The organism is Clostridioides sp. ES-W-0016-02, assembly GCF_020641035.1.
In the GTDB taxonomy this organism is placed as follows: Bacteria; Bacillota; Clostridia; order Peptostreptococcales; family Peptostreptococcaceae; genus Clostridioides.
Genome location: NZ_CP061361.1, coordinates 2,426,983 through 2,446,827, shown reverse-complemented (window position 1 = coordinate 2,446,827; position 19,845 = coordinate 2,426,983). Strand labels below are relative to the sequence as shown.

The window sequence follows — 19,845 nt, the reverse complement described above, 5'->3', positions numbered from 1 at the left end:
TATCAAAATGTATATTTAATCGTATTCTTTAAATTTTATTAATAATAAAATTTAATTTTAATAGTTAACAATTATGTAAAGTTATCTACTTTAGTTACTTTTATTAGTTGTGTAAAAAACTACTTAAATTTAAGAATTGGGTTAAATATAATATAATAATCACATATGAGTCAATTAAATTGACATATTTTTAATATATATTTAGAATTTTAATCCTTCTTATAATGTAAGTAGATTGTTTTGTATTACTTAGATTTATAAGGAGTTTTTTTATTGAAAAAACTACATAATATAATTGAGGAGAGGTGTTTTAAAGTGATTTTTTATATAAGATTAAGAAAATAACGCACGATTATGGTTATTATAATATTAAATTAGAAGTATCATTTAAGGATAAAATTAAACAAGCAAATTCTTAATGAATTTAATTATAGAGCCATAATCTCGTGCTATATATTAAATAAAAAATAGTATATAAGGAGAATATGGATATGGCAAAAAAAGGAATAATAGTAGGACTAAACATAAATAGTAAATCTGAGGATTTCAACGAACTAATGATTGAGCTTGAAAACTTATGCTCTGCATGCAATATTGATGTTGTAGGAAGTATAACTCAAAATGCAAAGCAGGTTAATAGAGCATATTATATTGGTATAGGTAAAGTTGAAGAATTATTAAATATAATAAAGCAAGAAAAAGCAGATATAGTTGTGTTTTATAATGAGCTTTCTACATCACAACTTAAAAACCTTGAAGAAAAATTAAACTGTGAAATTATAGATAGAACAGCATTGATACTTGATATATTTGCACAAAGGGCAAAAACTAGAGAAGCCAAGCTTCAAGTGGAAGTAGCAAGTTTAAGATATATGTTACCAAGACTTATAGGCTCAAATGAAAATTTAGGGCGTCAAAGTGGAGGAGTAGGTACTAAAAATAGAGGTTCTGGTGAAAAGAAATTAGAGCTCGACCGTAGAAGAATAGAAGAAAAGATAACTTCTCTAAATAGGGAATTAGATGATTTAAAATTCCAACGAGAAACTCAAAGAAATATGAGAAAAAAATCTAATCTTCCAAATGTAGCTTTAGTTGGATATACAAATGCCGGAAAATCTTCAATAATGAATGAATTAGTTGATATATTTAAAAACTCTGAAGAAAAGAAAGTATTTGAAAAAAACATGTTATTTGCGACATTAGAAACTTCTATTAGAAGCATAGTTCTTCAAGATAATAAAGAATTTTTATTGTCTGATACAGTTGGATTTGTAAGTAATCTACCACATGATTTAGTAAAAGCATTTAGGTCGACATTAGAAGAAGTGTGCGAAGCAGATGTGTTATTACATGTTATTGACGTTTCAAATCCAAGCTATAAAAATCATATTAAAGTAACAGTAGATACTTTAAATCAAATTGGCGCAAATGATATCCCTATAATAAATATTTACAATAAAATTGATTTAGTTGATGAAGAATTATTAAATGATATTGTAGATGATATAGGCAAGGAAGGTATATTTGTTTCAGCCAAAAAAAATATAAATATAGACAAAATGGTAAAATGCATTTGTGATAGCATATTTAAAGATTATATAAGATGTAAGTTTTTGATTCCATACAGTGAAGGAAATGTAGCTTCTTATTTTAATAATAATACAAGTGTCATAAATACAGAATATATGGAAGAGGGAACTCTTTTAGATGTAGAATGTAGTAATATAGAATATAACAAGTATAAAAAGTATGTTTTAGAATAAACTTTTTAAAAGGTATTGTAATCTAGAATTTATTTAAAGTAGTTAGTTTGGAGTTAAGTTGTAAAATTATTATAAATTATAATTTGTATAAAGCGGTATAGTTATCTAAGCTATACCGCTTCATTATATATGATAAAAAATAAGATTATTGACACAAAAGTAATTAATTACTATAATATAAAGTAACTAGTTACTAATTATAGTTATTATCAAGATTAAGGAGATAATTAACATGAAAAATATAGTGATAATTTATAAAAGTAAGTATGGTTCAACAAAAAAATATGCTAAATGGCTTTCAGAATCATTAGCTTGTGATATTTTTGAAATTAAGGATGTTAATCTAGAAAAGATTATAGATTACGATACAATTATTTTAGGTGGAGGTCTTTATGCTTGTAATATAGCAGGAATTTCTTTTTTTAAAAAGCACTATGAGAAATTAGCAGGTAAAAATCTAGTTGTTTTTGGTGTAGGAGCATCTCCATATGATGATTCAGTAATAAGAAAACTGAGAGAAGTTAATTTTAAGGATAAGTTGAATAATATTCCTTGTTTTTACTGCCGTGGCGAATGGAATGAAACAAAAATGTCATGGCTTGATACCACTCTTTGTAGTTTTCTTAAAAAGTCAATAGCTAAAAAACAACGTCAAGGTTTTAATCCAATAGAAGCTCCTTTATTATTAGGAGAAGATTTTGATTGGTGTGATAAAAAGTATCTAAATCCTATACTTGATTATGTGGATAAACTTCAAAACACAAGCTTATAACTATATTGTAATTTATAGAGTAATTAATTCTTAAAAATACAATTTTTTTATTAGTTCTCCTGTATCTAAAAGGGGGGCTTTTTTTATTTGTAAATTTATGTTATATTGATATGAATTTATTATTGTATAAAAATTATATTAATAGAAATTTAAACAATTTGTTTTAAAAATAGAGTAGTCTAATTCTTAAAGAGGGGGGGTTAAATAGTGGATATAAATAAGATAGTAATGATGCAAAGGGAATACTATAATACAGGTAAAACAAGAGATGTATCATTTCGTTTAGAGCAGTTAAAAAAGCTAAAGTCAGTTATATTAAAAAATGAAGATAAAATACTTGTGGCATTAAAACAGGATTTAAATAAATCAAATTTTGAAGGATTTATGACAGAAGTAGGTATTTTATATAGTGAGTTGAATTTTGCTATAAAAAATATAAAAAAATGGAGCAAAACAAAAAGAGTTCGTTCAAGTATGGTCAATTTTCCATCTATATCTAAGGTTGTTCCTCAACCTTATGGTGTTACACTTATAATGTCACCTTGGAATTATCCATTTCAACTAGCTCTTATACCATTGGTTTGGTCATTAGCAGCAGGCAATTGTGCAATAATAAAACTTTCTGAGTACTCTGTATCAACTTCACATATAATCAAAGACATACTTGAAAGTATATTTTCAAAAGAATATATTGCAGTAGTTCAAGGTGACCAAGAAGAAAGCGAAAAAGTACTTTTAGAAAAATTCGATTATATATTTTTTACAGGAAGCACTGCGGTAGGTAAAGTAATTATGAAAGCAGCATCAAAGTATTTAACTCCTATAACTTTGGAACTAGGAGGAAAAAGTCCTTGTATTATACTAGAAGATGCAGATATAAATCTTGCTGCAAAAAGATTGACATGGGGAAAACTAATAAATGCAGGACAAACTTGTGTAGCACCAGATTATATTTTAGTACATGAGAATAAAAAAGATGAGTTAATAGAGAAAATAAAATATTATATTGAACAGTATTTTGGAGAGAATCCATGTGATAATGAGCAATTTCCTAAAATTATAAATGAAAAGCATTTTAAGCGTATAATATCCCTTATTGATATGGAAAAGGTAGTATATGGTGGTAATTATAATAACCATACATTAAAAATAGAGCCAACTATAATAGATGATGCTAGTTGGGATGATGATATAATGAAGGAGGAAATATTTGGACCAGTATTTCCTGTTTTGACATACAAAAACTTAGACGAAATTTTGCAAGAAATTATACAAAGACCAAATCCACTAGCTCTTTATATATTTACAAAAGATAAGTATTTGGAAAATAAAGTTTTAGAAATGATTCCAGCAGGAGGGTGTTGTGTAAATGATACAATTATCCATATAGCTACCAACTACTTACCATTTGGAGGTATTGGTGAAAGTGGTATGGGTTCATATCATGGTAAAGCAGGATTTGATACATTTACGCATTACAAAAGTGTATTGAAAAAATTAAATTTAGATATTCCTATTAGATATGCACCATATAATGATAAATTAATTAAAATTCTTAAAAAAATGATGTAAACTATATTGTAGAAAAAATACAAATCAAATTAAAAATATATATTTTGATTATATTTTATCAAATTAAAAATTTTAATTTGGCATATTTGTTATAAAAGTAGTAATTTTGTGATAAAATTTAATTATATAGAAATAAGGAGGAAAAAATGAAAATTAATTGGAATACAAAGTACACGACAATAGCAATTTATACGTTTATAATATCTGCTTGTAGTATTATATTCTATCTTATATCATCACAAATTGATGTATTCTCTAACAATTTAGATATTATGTTTACAACATTACAGCCATTTATAATAGGGTTTGCTATTGCATATCTTCTGAATTTTATTTTGAAATTTTATGAAGAAAGACTTTTTATCAAAAGTGAAAAATTAAAAAACCTAAAACAAAAATCAAAAAGAGGATTGGGTCTTTTATTAACATATGCAACAGCTGCATTGATACTTTACTTATTTATGCAATTCGTATTACCTCAAGTAATTGAGAGTATTGTTGGATTAGCAAATGATATACCTATGTATGTAAACAACGCAACTAAGCTTCTTGATAAATTAATGACTGATTTAAATCTTGATGAACAATACTTTAATTTAGCAGTAGATAAATGGAATGAATTTGTCACATACATTATAAAATTTGTAACAGATTTAATACCAATATTAGGAAATATGTTGAAGGATATAGCTTCTAGTATATGGAATATTGTACTAGGATTGATTGTTTCAGTATATTTGCTAATTGATAAAGAAAAATTCTATGGATTAAGTAAAAAAATAACTTATGCACTTTTTACAGAAACACAAGCTGCTAAAATTCTAGAATTAACTCACAGAAGTAACTATACATTTGGTAGATTTTTAGGTGGTAAGATACTAGATTCATTTATTATAGGTATTTTAACATTTGTAATACTTACAGTGGTAAAAATGCCATATACATTATTAATATCAGTAATAATTGGTATTACAAATATTATTCCATTCTTTGGACCACTGTTTGGAGCAATACCATCTACAATAATAGTAATGTTTGTTTCTCCAATACAAGCACTATGGTTATTGTTAATTATATTAATAATACAACAAATAGATGGAAATATTATAGGACCTAAAATACTTGGAGACTCAATTGGGATATCTGCATTTTGGATTTTATTCTCATTGTTGGTTGCAGGTAAATTATTAGGCTTTGTTGGAATGGTAATAGGAGTTCCTCTATTTGCAGTAATTTATTCTATAATTAAAGATATTATTGAGGGTAAATTAGATAAAAAAGGATTACCAACAGATACTTCTGATTATATGTAGTTAAAAATATATAAATTAATAAAATATTTAAAGCACTGAGACAATTAAAATCTTGGTGTTTTTTAGATAATAAATTCATTATAGAAGAGGTGTTTTTTGTGGCATTTATAGAATGTAAATTTAAATCAAAATATACAGGAGGAGAGACTGATATAATCGTAGTTTTACCTATAGCAAATGGAAAAGAACTATTTACTGGCAAAGAGATATATGACTTTGAAGGTAAGTTTAAAACATTGTACTTATTTCATGGGCTAGAAGATGACCAAAGTTCATGGATTAGATACACTAATGTAGAACATTATGCCAAAAGCAAAAATATAGCTTTAGTAATACCAAGGGTAGAAACTAGTTTTTACACAGATATGTTATATGGACATAAATATTTCACCTTTGTAAGTGAAGAGTTACCTAGATTTGTTAGAGCTATATTTCCTTTATCAGATAAGAGAGAAGATAATTTTGTAGCTGGAATGTCTATGGGAGGGTATGGCGCTTTAAAATTAGCACTTTCAAAACCAAATGAATTTTCAGCAGTAGCAAGTTTTTCTGGTTCACCTGATATGATTCATGAGTTGGAAAATCAGCAAATAGAAACAAATGCTGATATTCTATTCCATGACTTTGGGAAACCAGAAGATGCTAGAAATAGTGAGAATGATTTACTTTACATACTTAAGAATCTTAAAGAGAGTAATAAAGATATTCCTAAAATTTATCAATTTTGTGGTGATAGGGATTTTTTATATAAGAATAATCAAACCTTTAAAAAATATGCAGAATCTTTAGATGTTGATATTGTATATGAAGAGTGTGTTGGTGGTCATGAATGGCGTCTATGGGATTTATGGATAAAGAAATTTATAGATGCAATTGGATAAGCATTTTATTGTCATTAGAGCAAAATATTATAAAGTATTTTTAAACGTAATAAAGACTGAAATATTAAAATACAATTATGATTTCAAAATTTCAGTCTCTAAAAGTTCAATAAAATTTTATTAAGTTCTTATGCGAGTTATTATTGGCGTAAAATTATCAACTATATCTATATAGTATTTACTCAATTCTTCTAAAATATCTTCGCATAAATCAGTGCTGTGACCAAGGTTAATTAGAAACTGTTTTGTAAAATATTTTATTACAGATTGATAAGATATATCATATTTATGTGAAGTATAGACCCTAATTATCTCAGGTTTCATAGCGAGTATACCAATACAGGAAAGTATCAATTCGTCATGTTCTATAGATTCTTTTTCATTAACATATCTTTTCATGACCATTTCAGTTACACTTCGTTGATAGCTTAAAATAGCTTCCTCATAAGCTATATCCAAATAAAAGTTTCTATACGCTTCATTTTTTAAAAGAAAACAAAGGTCAGCATTCATAGCAAGAAAGAACATCATCATTGTACCTTCTTCATGATAATTATAGATTAAAGATTGCATTTCATCCCTTATATCTTCATATATTATAGCTCCTATTTCACTTTTACTTGAGAAATAATAACTTATTAAGCCTAAATTTATATTGGCTCTTTCTGCAATTTGCCTAGTGGTTGTCTTGTGATAACCTTGTTCAAAAAATAATTCTCTAGCAGCACTTATAATACTAGCTTTTGTTTCCTTACCTTTTTCTGATTTTGACATATTTACTGTGTATACCTTTCTTTTCAATCTTTTTTTGAAAATTTACTAACTATAAATATCGTAACCGAACCACCTATTATAGGTACTAAAATTCTGTCAAAGACAGTAAGGAGGCCAATGATATTTAAAAATGCTAATATTGCACTTACTATGACAGCACAGATAGCTCCTTTTTTTGTAGCACCTTTCCAGGAAAGACCAATGACAAATGGTGCAAATATCACACCTGTACATAATGGTGCTGGCCAAAATAATAGTTCTAATAAACTGTCAAACTTGAGTGCTATAATTGCTCCTATTATAGCTGTTAAAGCTGAGACGATTTGAGAGTATTTAAGAGTATTTTTTAAATCATTAAACTCTATATTAGGATGTAATAATTTATTATAAATATCTCTCGATATTATGGCACTCATTGAGGTCATTAATGAGTCAGCAGTAGACATTATGGCAGCTAATATAGCAGCTAAGAATAATACAGAAACTAAAGGAGGTAGAGTTGTTGATATCATTTGAGGTAAAACCTGAACAGATGATATGTTTGGAAATAAACTACCACCAATAGCTCCAATTATGCCTATAGGGAAAGCAAGAAATAATAGTATAAATCCTGCAATAACACTGCTTTTAACTGCATTTTTAGCATTATCAGCACATTGGTATCTCAAAAAACTTTCATAAGAAAATATTGAGCCTAAAACCAATGGTAAAACTGTATACATAAAATCACTAAGCGACTTATTTCCTGGGAAGAATGGTTCTTTTACCATTGATTGTAACATAAGTAAAGGATTGTCGCCAACTAATTTTAAGCTTATATAAGCTACTATTGGCAAAAATACTACACAAATAGCAAGTTGGATAAATGCTGATACTGCAACTCCCCACATTCCTGATGCATAAGTATATATAATGATTACTATGACTCCTACAATTACAGCTATATCATAAGGGATACCAAATGCAGTAGATACAGAACCAAAAGATATTAGTTGACTGCCCATAATAGCTAATATTGATATTGGTGTTACAAGACATTGATAAGCTCTTAAGAATATACTATGACCATATCTAGTTTCAATATAGTCAGCAGGTGTTATATCACATGATAAGCTTCTTAATTTTCCTGCAAAAAACGCATTTACAAAACAAGCTAAAGCCGCACCTATAGTAGAGTACATACCAACCCATAGTCCTCTTTCAGCTCCCCATTGAACTCCACCAACCAAACATCCTCCTCCAAAAGACGTAGCAGCAATAGTTGCGGCAAGTATGGGTAAAGGAAGATTTCTACCCGCAATTAGGAAATCGGATGCTGTTTTAACTTTTTTAGAAAAATAAAAGCCAATCCATATGTACACTGCACATGTAGCAATTAAAAGTAACATAATTTTTTCTCCTTATATAATATTTTTTAAATAAAATTTATAAAATATATTTATAAAATATATTTTATATAAAAGTAAGACAATATTGACTTTAACTGGCTTTGGATTAGTGTAGCTACAATAATTTAACATATGATGTTATGTAAAAGTTAGATAAAATAAGAAAATTGAAAATTCTGAAATTAAAGATTATAATAAACGTTTACTTGATATATTCTTTTTTGTAATTGTAACATGCTTTTATTTTAAAATCAATAGTACATGTATAAAAATAAAAGGAATTTAAAGGGTGAAAAAATATTTTTAATATCTGATTGTAGTATATAAAAAGAAGATAAAAATTATTCTTGAATAAATTTATAATAATTTAAAATAAGTAAAATTTTGATAAAATAATTTAGAATGTATGCTTTGGTGACACTTTATATGGATATATTAATAAAAATAACGATTTAAATTAAGTATAAATGCCTTTTTAGTTCATTTAAGTAATGAAAAAATAAAACCAAAAAGTGTTTGACAATTATGAATTTTAAGAATATAATTAAATTAAAATTATACACATATAAAAATTTGGTTCGAATCATAGAAAGTGTAGAGTTGGATTTGAAATTCAAATTATTATACGTGAATAAAAATAAATAAAGAATAAATTATATTAAGGAGGGGTAGATGTGAGTAGTCAAGAAAGCAAACCAAAAGGAAACCTTATATCAAACTTTAGAGATGATATGAGAGACCCTAAAAAGAGAGCAGTATACACTTACTCAGGTTCTATAAATTTGGCATATAATTTTATAGGCTACTTTGTATCAACAGTAACAAACATATTTTTAACTGATGTAGCAAAGCTTGGGGTAATTATGGCAGGTGGTATGCAAATAATACAATCTTTCATAAAGATGGCTGTGGCTCCGATAACAGGGACTGTATTTGACAAACAACCATTTAAAAAAGGAAAATATTATCCTTGGCTTAGATATACACCAGCAGCATTAGCACTAACATATGGAGTATTTTTCATAGTTCCATTAATGAAAATAAGCCCAACATTGCTTTTACCTTTAATGACAGCATTATTGTTAATAGCATCTTGTGCTCAGCAAGTAGTTTTCACTATAATCTATGCTATTTACCCTGTGGTTACTAAAACACCTAGAGACAGAGTTATAGGTTCGACTACTACAAATATATTCAAAGAAGTTGGAAAATTTTTAGTAGGTTTTTCATATCCGTTATTATTAGTTTTATTTGCAGATGTACTAGGTGGAGAAGGAATGGGTTATTTAGGTACTTATCTATTCTTTGCAGTAGGATGTCTTCTAGTATTTTGGTTTTCTTCAACAGAGATAATAAAGTCTGGAGCAGAAGCTGAAGTACTTCAAAAAGAAGAAAAACCAAAAATTAAAGCAAGTGAAATGCTAAAAGCTTTATTTACTAATGTACCACTTATGATGGCATTCTGTTTAGAGTTTCTTATATGCATAAGATCTATAGGTTTAGGACCTTTAGCTCCTTATTACTTTAAGTATGTAATAGAAGATGAACGTGGATTAGCAGTATTTTTAGCAATAATGCCTTTGGTAAGTGTAGGCTTTATGTTTTTCGCACCAGTATTTATAAGAATTTGTAAAGAACAAAAATTAGCTTCAATAATTTCTTTCTCTATATGTGCATTATGTCACTTGTTAGTTGCATGGACTCCTTGGGGGAGAACAACTTTAGGTGTAACTATGTTATTGGCAATTGGTGGAGGTTTCTCAAATGTAGTATCAATAATAAATCTTAACTTCTTTGCTGGTTCTTGTGATTATGGACATTGGAAATCAGGAAAAGATTTACCAGGTTTAAGTATGTCACTATATCCAGTTGCAATACAAGTAGGTGTATTACTTGCGACTACTATAAGAACAATTTTAATGAATTCAATGGGATATCAAGCTGATATGGTAGTTACAGCAGCAGTTAAAACAGGTTTTATAAATATGATTTCTTACTCTATGGCAATACCTTTAATAATAGCTGTTGTTATAGCAATCTTATATCCAGTAAGTGATAAAAAATTAAATCAAATAAGAGAAGAATTAAATCAAAGAAACGCTTAATAAAAAATTTGAGTAAATGACTTAGTTTAGTTGTGAGAGTAAGTAGACGCAATAGCGTTTATATAAATGAAAATACATATACAGAGGGGGCTTTTAAAAATGATAGAAAAATTATTGAGAAATACAGTAAAAGAATTACATCAATATGTTCCAGGTGAACCAATAGAAAAAGTAAAAGAAAAATATGGTGTAAAAGAAATAATAAAACTAGCTTCAAATGAAAATCCTCTAGGACCATCACCAAAAGCAATGGAAGCTATGATTGAAATGTTAAAACAAGGTCAACTTTATCCAGAGCCAGAAGCTAATGAACTTAGAAGAAAATTAGCTGAAAAATTGAATCTAAAAGCAGAAAATTTCATTGTTGCTAATGGAGCAGATAACGTTATCACGCTAATAGGTGAAGCTTTTATAAATAGAGGGGATGAAGTTATATACTGTGACCCAACATTCCCGTCTTATAGAACAGCAACTGTTAAAAATGAAGGAATACCAGTAGAGGTACCTTTAACAGAGGATTATAAGTATGATTTACAAGGTATATTAGATAAGATTACAGATAAAACAAAGTTAATATGTGTATGTAATCCTAATAATCCAACAGGAACAATTGTAGATGATAAAGAATTGGAAGAATTTTTAAAGAAAGTCCCTGAAAATATTATAACTATATTAGATGAAGCATATATAGAATTTTTAACAGTACCTAATTATGTGGATGGGCTTAAATATGTAAGAGAAAATTACAATGTTATAGTGACAAGAACTTTCTCTAAAATATATGGTCTTGCAGGACTTAGAGTAGGGTATGGTATTGCTAAAGATGAGATAATAAGAACTTTATTTACCGTAAAAGAACCTTTCTCTGCTAATCGTGTTGCGATAAGTGGAGCAACAGCAGCACTTGATGATGATGAATTTATAAAGGAGACATATGAGTTAAATAGAGTTGGAATGGATTATTTCAAAGACGAGTTCACAAAAATGGGATTTGATGTTGTAGATTCACAATCAAACTTCCTTTATGTAGATATGAAAACAGATATACCTAAGCTATTTGAAGACTTAAAACAAAGAGGTTTTGTAATAAGACCAAATGCTACACATGCACGTGTAAGTATTGGAACTATGGAAGAAAACAAGAAATTTGTAGCAGTTTTAAAAGAAATATTAAATCTTAAGGAAGAGCCAAGTATTGGCTAATAGATAGAAATATTACGAAATGGGGTGTAACTATGAGTTTAAAAATAAACGCAGAGAGATGTAAAAGTTGTGAATACTGCGTTATATCTTGTAAAAAAGGAGCATTAAAAATATCCGATAATATAAACACAGAAGGATATACTCATGTAGAAGTCGATGAAAGCAAATGCATACTTTGTGGAATCTGCTATCAAGTATGTCCAGATAATGTATTTGAAATAATTAAAGAAGAAGCATGTCAAGAGGCTTAAAAGGAGTTGGGAGAATATGAAAAAAATGTGGAAGGGGAATCACGCCATTGCAGAAGCAGCTCTAAGAGGTGGTTGTGAGTTTTATGCAGGATATCCAATTACACCACAAACAGAGGTAATGGAATTTTTATCACATAGAATGTCTGAACTTGGAAGAACTTTTATACAATCTGAAAATGAAATGGCTGCTATATATATGGTATATGGAGCATATGCAAGTGGAATGAGGTCTATGACAAGTTCTTCAGGACCAGGAATATCTTTAAAACAAGAAGGAATCTCATATTTATGTGCAAATCATTATCCTTGTGTAATTGTAAATGTGCAAAGATGGGGACCTGGTCTTGGTTCACTAGATTCAGCACAAACAGACTACCTAAGAGACACTAGAGGGGGAGGAAATGGAGATTATCATCTAATAGTTTATGCACCAAATAGTATTCAAGAAACTGTAGATTTAATGTATAACTCATTTGATGTAGCGGAGAAATATAGAGTGCCTGTTGAAATTTTGACAGAAGCAGCTTTAGGTCAAATGATGGAACCAGTAGAGTTTCCTGAATTTAAGAAAAGAGAAGAAGACTTAGGTTGGACTTATGATGGAAGCAATAGAGACCATGCAAAAGTTCCAGATAACCAAAAACCAGCTTTTTGTATGGAAAAGCGTATGAAAATAACTGAAAATGAACAACAATGGGAAGATTATCAAGTTGAAGATGCAGAATATGTGTTTGTAGCGTTCGGTATACCATCAAGAACAACTATGAATGCGGTTAGAAGACTTAGAGAACAAGGCGAAAAAGTTGGAATAATAAGACCAATAACAGTGTGGCCTTTCCCATATAAAGCATTTGAAAAGGTAAATAAAGATGTAAAAGGATTTATCTCAGTAGAGTCAACTGATACAGGGCAGTTAGTAGAGGATGTTGCATTAGCTTCAAAGAAAATATGCAAAGAAAATGTACCTGTTTATGGATTATTTAGTGGAAATCATATACCAAAAACATTACAAGTAATGGACACTTACAGCAAAATAAAATCTGGCGAAATTAAGGAGGTGTTCTAATATGGCTACAGATAGATTAACACCTAGCATTGTTTCAATACCAAATAAATTTTGCCCAGGTTGTGGTCATGGAATAGTAAACCGTATAATAGCAGAAGTGATAGAAGAAAATGGATATGAAAAAAATCATGTATTAACTTTAGGCGTTGGCTGTGTTTGTAATATGAATTTTAGCTGGAATGGAGATAAGATGCAAACCGCACATGGTAGAGCTTCATCTACAGCTATAGGAGTAAAAGTAGCACGACCAGATATGTTAGTTATGACTTATCAAGGTGATGGAGATGCATATGTTATAGGTCTTTCTGAAACATTAAATACTGCATATAGAAATCATAATATAACTGTGTTTGTAATAAATAACAATAACTTTGCAATGACTGGTGGTCAAATGTCATGGACTACTATGCCAGGTCAAGTTACAACAACAAGTGTAAATGGAAGAGATATAAAAACTACTGGTAGTCCATTAAAAGTTCCTGAAATGGTGGCAAATTACTTTGATGTAGCCTATGTAGCAAGAGGTTCAGTTCATAGTCCAAAAGAAATAATTAATCTAAAAAAATATATAAAAAATGCTATAGAAGCTCAATTGAATGGAGAGGGATATTCATTGGTTGAAATATTAGCACCTTGCCCAACTAACTGGGGTGTATCATTAGAAAAATCTATCCAGTGGATTGAAGAAGAAATAGTGCCATATTATACTCTTGGCGAATTTAAGCAAAGGGATGGTGAATAGTTATGGAAAAAGAGTTAGTATTTGCAGGATTTGGTGGTCAAGGAGTCTTAACTTTAGGTTTAATTGTGGCTGAATCAGCACTTGAATTAGGAAAACAAGTTACTTGGATGCCAGCATATGGTCCAACTATGAGAGGTGGAAAAGCATATAGTGTGGTTAAGTTTTCTGATGAGAGTATAGGTGGACCTGATATGGAAGAAATAGATGTTTTAGTAGCAATGAATAAGCCATCCTTAGATTATATAAATTTAGTAAAAGAAGGAGGAACAGTAGTTATTAATACGTCTGCTATAGATGAAAATATAGTATTAAGAGAAGATGTAAATGTAGTTAAAATAAATTGTCAGGAATTAGCTCAAAAGGCAAACAATCCAAAAGCCGCAAATGTAGTAGTTCTTGGAGCATTGATTGCAAAAACAGGATTATTTGAGAAAGAATTAGCTATAAAAACTATGTGTGATTTCTTTGAGGAAAAAGGAAAAGGCAAATTTAATGTTCAAAATGAAGCAGCATTCATGGAAGGCTATAATAACGCCATTTAATAAATTACCCTTATCTTAAGTGATTCATCTCAAGATTTAGCAAATCTTAAGTGCCAAGAGAAGCTTTATCTTGAGATGGAATTTACTTAAAATCACAACTATAAACATATAGGAGAGTGAATTTATGAGTTTGGAAAAACTTATTAGACCAAAGAGTATTGCTATAGTAGGAGTTACTGATAAACTTGGTTTTGGTAGAAGTGCTGCACTTAGCATAGTAAAAAGTAAAGATACAGATAGAGTATATTATGTAAATCCAAAAAGAGAAGAGTTATTTGGCAGAAAATGTTATAAGACAATACAAGAAGTTCCAGAAGTTGTAGACTGTGTGGTAGTATGCACACCTAGAAATGTAGTTCCATCTGTATTAAAGGATTCTGGAGAATTAGGAACAAAGACGGCAGTGGTATATGCTAGTGGATTTGCAGAAGAAGGAACAGAAGATGGAGTAGATTTAGAAAATCAACTTATAGAAATATCTAATACATATGATATGAAAATATTAGGTCCAAACTGTATGGGATTACTAAACTGTATAGATAAAGTTAATCTATGGGCTGGTGGTTCTAAGTGGGATTTGGATACTAAAAAACCAGGGATAGGAATTGTAGGGCAAAGTGGATTTATAACTGCAGAAATTGTTTCAAGTGATTATTTTAATATATCTTATGGTTTTTCAACAGGAAATGGAAATATAGTTACACTAGAAGATGCAGTAGACTTTCTTGTAGATGATAATTATGCATCAGTAATAGCTATTTATCTTGAGGGACTAAAAAATCCTCAAAAATTTATAAATGCACTAAAAAAAGCAGCTCAAAAAAGAAAACCAGTAATAATCTTGAAGTCAGGAAGGTCAGAAAAAGGAGCTATATCAGCTGCTTCCCATACAGGAAACTTAGCTGGTTCAAGTAAAGCTTTTGAAAGTATTTTTGAAAAGTATGGAGTAATTTCTGTAGAGAATTTAGAACAATTTATGAGTTTAGCTCAGGCTTTTAGTGTCTTAGAGGGTAATTTACCTAAAAATTCTAATTTTGCAGCAATAAACTTCTCAGGCGGAGAAAATACTATTTGTGCAGATTTAGCAGAAGAAAATTGCGTAGAACTTGCAGAAATATCTGCTGAAACTAAAGAAGAGATGAAAAAATATCTTCCAGGATTTGCAACACCTAAAAATCCATTGGATGCTACGACTGCACTATTCCATGAAAAAGATATGATAGTAGGATTATTACACACATTTGATAAAGATGATAGTGTTGGATTTACTATGATAGGTGCAAATATAAGAGATGAAGAAAATGAAATGCATGAGACTCTTTGTCAAGCTGTAAGCGAAGCTAGAGAGCAGGGATTAAAGAAACCTGTATTTGCAGTTCCTACACTTGAAGGAAATAGATATCTGAATTATAGGGCTAGGTTAGAAAACAGCCAAGTACCTATAATGTCATCAGTTGGGACTACATTTACTTGTTTCAATAAAATGGCTAAATTTGTAGATTATGATTATTCAAAGAGAACTTTAGAATTTGAAGCTGTTAAGAAAAGAAACTCAAATAATGTAGTAGCTTTATCGGAATTAGACAGTAAAATTGAAATGAAGAAATATGGAGTACCAGTGCCAGGTCAAGGTATTGCAAAAAGTATTGATGAATTGGATGAAATTTTAAATTATATAAACTATCCTGTTGTCCTAAAAATAAACTCTTCAGAGATATTACACAAGTCTGATGTTGGAGGAGTCAAAGTAGGAATTAATAATAGAGAAGAGGCAGTAAACGCATATAATGAGATTTTAACTAACGTAAAAGAAGCAAAGCCAAATGCCAAGATTGATGGTATATTGGTTCAAGAAATGGTTGAAAGTGGAATAGAAATAATTATTGGTATAACTAATGATGACCAGTTTGGACCAATGTTATTGGTTGGTTTAGGTGGAGTATTTGTAGAAGTATTTAAAGATACTACTTTATATCCTTTGCCTATAAATCATGATGAAGCTATAATGATGCTTAAGAAGTTGAAATCATTTAAGCTTTTAAATGGATACAGAGGTAGTGAACCTTGTGATGTTGATGCTCTTGCAGATATGATGGTTAAATTAGGTAAATATGCTTATGAAAACAAGGATGAGGTTAAGGAAATAGATTTAAATCCTGTGTTCGTATATCCTAAAGGAAAAGGTGTATGTGTAGTAGACGCCTTAATAGTTAAATATAAATAGTTAACAAGTTTTGGTATTCAACCATAATTAAAGTACTGACTGAAAATCACACTAATTTATAGATTGTGATTTTCAGTCACCCCACATTTAATACACCTTATCTATTATACTAAAAATTTTAATGGTAATATTTTTATATTGTTACAGGTGGATTTGTTGGTGCTGAATATGTACGAGTAGCCAATTCTTGGTCCACAAAGAATAACCCACCTTCTCCAGCAAGTTTAACACGTTTTATATTGTCTTCGCAAGTTGTCTCTTCTTCTGCTTGTTCAGATATAAACCAAAGTAAGAATTGAGAAGTTCTAAAGTCTGCTTCAGAGTTTGCTACAGCAGCTAGATTGTTTATTAAAGCAGTAACTTTTTGTTCATGAGCTAATGTACGCTCAAGAACATCCATTGCAGAAGTGAAGTCTGCATCTGGCATTGGTATAGCATCAAGCTGAACATTTCCTCCTACATTATGTAAGTATTTGTAGAAATACATAGCATGGTCTGTTTCTTCTTTATATTGAACATAAAACCAATTAGAAAATCCTTTAAGTCCTTCTGCTTCAAGGTAAGAAGACATAGAAAGGTAAAGATATGCAGAATATAATTCATGGTTAATCTGTTCATTAAGTAATTTTTCCATTTTAGCTGAAATCATTTTTATACCTCCAAATTTTAAACGCTCTTATAAGATATAATAATATTAAATGGAAAAATATTCAACAAAAGTGATTAAATATTTTAATATTTTACATATTTAATCAAAACTTATACTACCATTAAAAAAATTATAGCTTACTATGGCTACAGAACCAATTAGTGGTGCATTTGCTCCAAAATTTGAATGCCTTACATTTATTTTTTTATATTTAGAAAAACTTGCTGAAGCAGTCAATTTCTTTAATAATGTATTTTCTATAAATGTACCAGGAATATTAAAGTCATAACCTATTATTATAGAACTACAATCAATTAAGGTAAGTGTATTTACTAATGCATATGATATATATGTACAAAATTCATCAAGTAAAAACATACCTAGATTATCCTTGTTATTGGCTTCATCTATTAACTTGACTAGAGAAAAATCTTTACAATTAATTAGTGGAGAATCTGGATAAATATGACTTAACGATTCAATTCTTTTAATTAACTTACTCACACTTGTATAATAGTCTAGACATCCATTATTGCCACAACTGCATACTGGACCACTAAAATTAATAGATGTATGCCCTATTTCACCACTTTGCCCTAAATTACCAGTGTGAAGTTTATTTTCTAATACTAAACCAGCTCCGATTCCATTCATTATATGTAGATATATATAATTTGGAATATCTTTACCTAGACCATACATTTTTTCAGCCAAAGCACCTGCATTAGCATCATTTATCAAAAATATAGGTAAATCAGATATTTCTCCTATAAAATTTACTATGTTTAGGTTTGATACGTTTCCAAAGTCTGGAGGATTTAATATTATACCATTTATATTATCTACAGGACCTATTGAAGAAATCCCAATTCCAATTATATCTCTTTTGTTATTTTTCATTATTTTAGAAAACATTCGTTTTATTATATCTTTTAAAACGTCATTTGACAGATATTTAGGGTAAGTCTCAAAAAGTTGTTTGACAATATTACCTTTTAAATCTGCAATGATTACCTTACAAATATTTCTTCTTATCAAAATGCCACAAACACAAGGCGAGATATTAGAAATATCTAATAAAATAGGTTTACGACCTGATGAATGTGCATTTAAAGTTGATGATTCTATCTCTCTAATCATATTTTCATTAATAAGTTCAGTGACTAGGTTTGATAAAGTCATTTTAGTAAGACCTGTAGATTTAGCTAAATCAACTCTAGACATAGGAGTATTTGTAGAAAGTAGTTTCAGTATTATTAACTTATTTTTAATTTTTACATCTTTTATGTTAGAACCTTGTTTGTTGCTCATCGTAGATCTCCTTAAAAAAGTTAAGTATTTTTATGTATTTTCATATATATACTATGACCTTATAATAGAATAACATTTGATTAAGTTCGAAAATACCATTAATTAGAATATATCACATTATATATTAGAATAGCACTAAAAATATGTTATAATAGTATGAAAAAATATTAGAGTAAGTTAAGGTATACAATAATAAATTAGGATTTGAGGTGAAATACTTATAGATAAATATACAAAAGAAGAATTGATACAAACACTAAGAGTTGTATCTTCAGTTATCGTAAGATGTGAAAAAGCACAACTAAAGTTTATGGAAGGGACTTCTCAACACTCACTCCTTAAGAATAGGATAAAAGCAATGTATATTTCAAAATCATTAATAACAGATGAAAATATAATTGATAAATATACAAAAGAAGAATTAATAGAAGCACTACGACCTGTATCTTCAAGTATAGGCAAATGTGAAAAAGCACAGTCAAAATTTGCAGAGGGTACTACTAATTACAAACGATTTAGAAATATAATAAAAGCAATGTATATTTCTAAATCATTAATAACAGACGAGATTAATAGAAGAAGTTAGATTCCAGATTTTTAAGTTATTAGAAGCTTATTTTTTAGGTTATTTTGAAAAAATAATTATTCCTATTTCTAAAATGGGAAAGTCATTTTATATAATCAATTAGAATAATAGTCATCCACTTAAATGCTATATTTTTGTGCCCTTTCTTAACTTTTTCATATCTAAAATTTTCTATTTTAATATCATGATGAAGGATTAGTCATACCTGCTACACTTGTTACTATAATATTTCTGCTTAAATTTATTACAATTGTTCCTGCACATGTAGTTACAAATACAATAATAAGGGTTTCAAGAGCAAAACCGAACATTAAAGAAAGAAGCAGTGAAATATTGATTGTTATTTTTCTCATTAACTTTAAAATAACAATTAGTACAATAAATAGAAAGAACAGTGTAATAGCAAATAACATGCAAATGATAAATGATAATATGATTTTTGAAAAAAACAAATCCTAAATTGTCTTTGTGCTGTTATTGAAAAGAGCTACAGTACCACTAGTCAGTACAGGTATTAAAGATAGGAGCAGAAGAGAAATCATTTTTTTGACTCCTTGGTTCTTATCTCCTACGCAATACATTATATTTCGTTTATTCAAATAAAGCAATAAAAGATATCTTTTATTGCTTTTTATAATATGTTTATTCAATAGTGAAAGTCTTATATAATTTTTATTAAATTTTTATATGCAATAAATTTCAT

At 28.9% G+C, this 19,845-nt stretch carries 17 protein-coding genes; 13 read left to right on the top strand and 4 right to left on the bottom strand.

Annotated elements, in window-relative coordinates:
* Positions 1 to 491 precede the first annotated feature (491 nt).
* From hflX to IC758_RS11750, 5 genes are all read left to right on the top strand, one after another.
* Entirely contained in the window at positions 492 to 1,763 is a 1,272-nt protein-coding gene (gene hflX, locus IC758_RS11770) for a GTPase HflX (RefSeq protein ID WP_413927137.1), read from the top strand.
* 232 nt (positions 1,764 to 1,995) lie between these two features.
* A complete protein-coding gene (locus tag IC758_RS11765; protein WP_227434879.1) occupies positions 1,996 to 2,535 on the top strand; it encodes a flavodoxin domain-containing protein in 540 nt (179 codons plus the stop codon).
* 207 nt (positions 2,536 to 2,742) lie between these two features.
* The gene (locus IC758_RS11760) at positions 2,743 to 4,107 is read left to right on the top strand and encodes an aldehyde dehydrogenase (protein ID WP_227434878.1); all 1,365 of its coding nucleotides are present in this window, start codon (positions 2,743 to 2,745) and stop codon (positions 4,105 to 4,107) included.
* A gap of 146 nt (positions 4,108 to 4,253) precedes the next feature.
* Positions 4,254 to 5,420, top strand: a complete 1,167-nt coding sequence (locus tag IC758_RS11755; RefSeq protein ID WP_227434877.1) for an AI-2E family transporter — start codon at positions 4,254 to 4,256, stop codon at positions 5,418 to 5,420.
* A gap of 98 nt (positions 5,421 to 5,518) precedes the next feature.
* Positions 5,519 to 6,301: an alpha/beta hydrolase gene (locus IC758_RS11750; protein ID WP_227434876.1), complete on the top strand. Its 783-nt coding sequence runs from the start codon at positions 5,519 to 5,521 to the stop codon at positions 6,299 to 6,301.
* Between the two features lie 120 nt (positions 6,302 to 6,421).
* Here IC758_RS11750 and IC758_RS11745 read toward each other — a convergent pair whose 3' ends face one another.
* Positions 6,422 to 7,075 carry a TetR/AcrR family transcriptional regulator gene (locus tag IC758_RS11745; RefSeq protein WP_227434875.1) on the bottom strand — a complete coding sequence of 218 codons (654 nt, stop codon included), beginning with the start codon at positions 7,073 to 7,075 and terminating at the stop codon, positions 6,422 to 6,424.
* A 23-nt stretch (positions 7,076 to 7,098) separates the two neighbouring features.
* Positions 7,099 to 8,463: a sodium:solute symporter family protein gene (locus IC758_RS11740; protein WP_227860446.1), complete on the bottom strand. Its 1,365-nt coding sequence runs from the start codon at positions 8,461 to 8,463 to the stop codon at positions 7,099 to 7,101.
* A gap of 674 nt (positions 8,464 to 9,137) precedes the next feature.
* On the opposite strand from IC758_RS11740, the gene IC758_RS11735 reads away from it, so the two are divergent.
* The 7 genes from IC758_RS11735 to IC758_RS11705 all read left to right on the top strand — a co-directional run bounded on the left by IC758_RS11735 (position 9,138) and on the right by IC758_RS11705 (position 16,596).
* The gene (locus tag IC758_RS11735; RefSeq protein ID WP_227434873.1) at positions 9,138 to 10,568 is read left to right on the top strand and encodes an MFS transporter; all 1,431 of its coding nucleotides are present in this window, start codon (positions 9,138 to 9,140) and stop codon (positions 10,566 to 10,568) included.
* 99 nt (positions 10,569 to 10,667) lie between these two features.
* Positions 10,668 to 11,771: a histidinol-phosphate transaminase gene (hisC, locus tag IC758_RS11730; RefSeq protein ID WP_227835427.1), complete on the top strand. Its 1,104-nt coding sequence runs from the start codon at positions 10,668 to 10,670 to the stop codon at positions 11,769 to 11,771.
* Positions 11,772 to 11,803: 32 nt separating this feature from the next.
* Entirely contained in the window at positions 11,804 to 12,022 is a 219-nt protein-coding gene (locus IC758_RS11725) for an indolepyruvate ferredoxin oxidoreductase subunit alpha (protein WP_227434869.1), read from the top strand.
* 16 nt (positions 12,023 to 12,038) lie between these two features.
* Positions 12,039 to 13,088, top strand: a complete 1,050-nt coding sequence (vorB, locus tag IC758_RS11720; RefSeq protein WP_227482503.1) for a 3-methyl-2-oxobutanoate dehydrogenase subunit VorB — start codon at positions 12,039 to 12,041, stop codon at positions 13,086 to 13,088.
* A gap of 1 nt (position 13,089) precedes the next feature.
* Positions 13,090 to 13,830: a thiamine pyrophosphate-dependent enzyme gene (locus tag IC758_RS11715; RefSeq protein WP_227434863.1), complete on the top strand. Its 741-nt coding sequence runs from the start codon at positions 13,090 to 13,092 to the stop codon at positions 13,828 to 13,830.
* A 2-nt stretch (positions 13,831 to 13,832) separates the two neighbouring features.
* A complete protein-coding gene (locus tag IC758_RS11710) occupies positions 13,833 to 14,372 on the top strand; it encodes a 2-oxoacid:acceptor oxidoreductase family protein (RefSeq protein ID WP_227840925.1) in 540 nt (179 codons plus the stop codon).
* Between the two features lie 124 nt (positions 14,373 to 14,496).
* Complete coding sequence (locus tag IC758_RS11705; protein ID WP_227855265.1) at positions 14,497 to 16,596, top strand: acetate--CoA ligase family protein; 2,100 nt, start codon at positions 14,497 to 14,499, stop codon at positions 16,594 to 16,596.
* A gap of 133 nt (positions 16,597 to 16,729) precedes the next feature.
* Here the strand turns inward: IC758_RS11705 and IC758_RS11700 are convergent, their stop codons facing one another.
* Both IC758_RS11700 and IC758_RS11695 read right to left on the bottom strand, forming a co-directional pair.
* The gene (locus IC758_RS11700; RefSeq protein ID WP_227482506.1) at positions 16,730 to 17,245 is read right to left on the bottom strand and encodes a ferritin; all 516 of its coding nucleotides are present in this window, start codon (positions 17,243 to 17,245) and stop codon (positions 16,730 to 16,732) included.
* A 99-nt stretch (positions 17,246 to 17,344) separates the two neighbouring features.
* A complete protein-coding gene (locus IC758_RS11695) occupies positions 17,345 to 18,556 on the bottom strand; it encodes an ROK family transcriptional regulator (RefSeq protein WP_227434857.1) in 1,212 nt (403 codons plus the stop codon).
* A gap of 244 nt (positions 18,557 to 18,800) precedes the next feature.
* On the opposite strand from IC758_RS11695, the gene IC758_RS11690 reads away from it, so the two are divergent.
* Entirely contained in the window at positions 18,801 to 19,142 is a 342-nt protein-coding gene (locus IC758_RS11690; RefSeq protein WP_255612860.1) for a hypothetical protein, read from the top strand.
* Positions 19,143 to 19,845 lie beyond the last annotated feature (703 nt).

Bases quoted from the DNA above. Each gene is read 5' to 3' on its own strand.
- IC758_RS11710 (WP_227840925.1), top strand. From the start codon at position 13,833: ATGGAAAAAGAGTTAGTATTTGCAGGATTTGGTGGTCAAGGAGTCTTA.
- IC758_RS11700 (WP_227482506.1), bottom strand. From the start codon at position 17,245: ATGATTTCAGCTAAAATGGAAAAATTACTTAATGAACAGATTAACCAT.
- IC758_RS11705 (WP_227855265.1), top strand. From the start codon at position 14,497: ATGAGTTTGGAAAAACTTATTAGACCAAAGAGTATTGCTATAGTAGGA.
- hisC (WP_227835427.1), top strand. From the start codon at position 10,668: ATGATAGAAAAATTATTGAGAAATACAGTAAAAGAATTACATCAATAT.
- IC758_RS11740 (WP_227860446.1), bottom strand. From the start codon at position 8,463: ATGTTACTTTTAATTGCTACATGTGCAGTGTACATATGGATTGGCTTT.
- IC758_RS11695 (WP_227434857.1), bottom strand. From the start codon at position 18,556: ATGAGCAACAAACAAGGTTCTAACATAAAAGATGTAAAAATTAAAAAT.
- IC758_RS11725 (WP_227434869.1), top strand. From the start codon at position 11,804: ATGAGTTTAAAAATAAACGCAGAGAGATGTAAAAGTTGTGAATACTGC.
- hflX (WP_413927137.1), top strand. From the start codon at position 492: ATGGCAAAAAAAGGAATAATAGTAGGACTAAACATAAATAGTAAATCT.
- IC758_RS11755 (WP_227434877.1), top strand. From the start codon at position 4,254: ATGAAAATTAATTGGAATACAAAGTACACGACAATAGCAATTTATACG.
- IC758_RS11745 (WP_227434875.1), bottom strand. From the start codon at position 7,075: ATGTCAAAATCAGAAAAAGGTAAGGAAACAAAAGCTAGTATTATAAGT.
- vorB (WP_227482503.1), top strand. From the start codon at position 12,039: ATGAAAAAAATGTGGAAGGGGAATCACGCCATTGCAGAAGCAGCTCTA.
- IC758_RS11765 (WP_227434879.1), top strand. From the start codon at position 1,996: ATGAAAAATATAGTGATAATTTATAAAAGTAAGTATGGTTCAACAAAA.
- IC758_RS11715 (WP_227434863.1), top strand. From the start codon at position 13,090: ATGGCTACAGATAGATTAACACCTAGCATTGTTTCAATACCAAATAAA.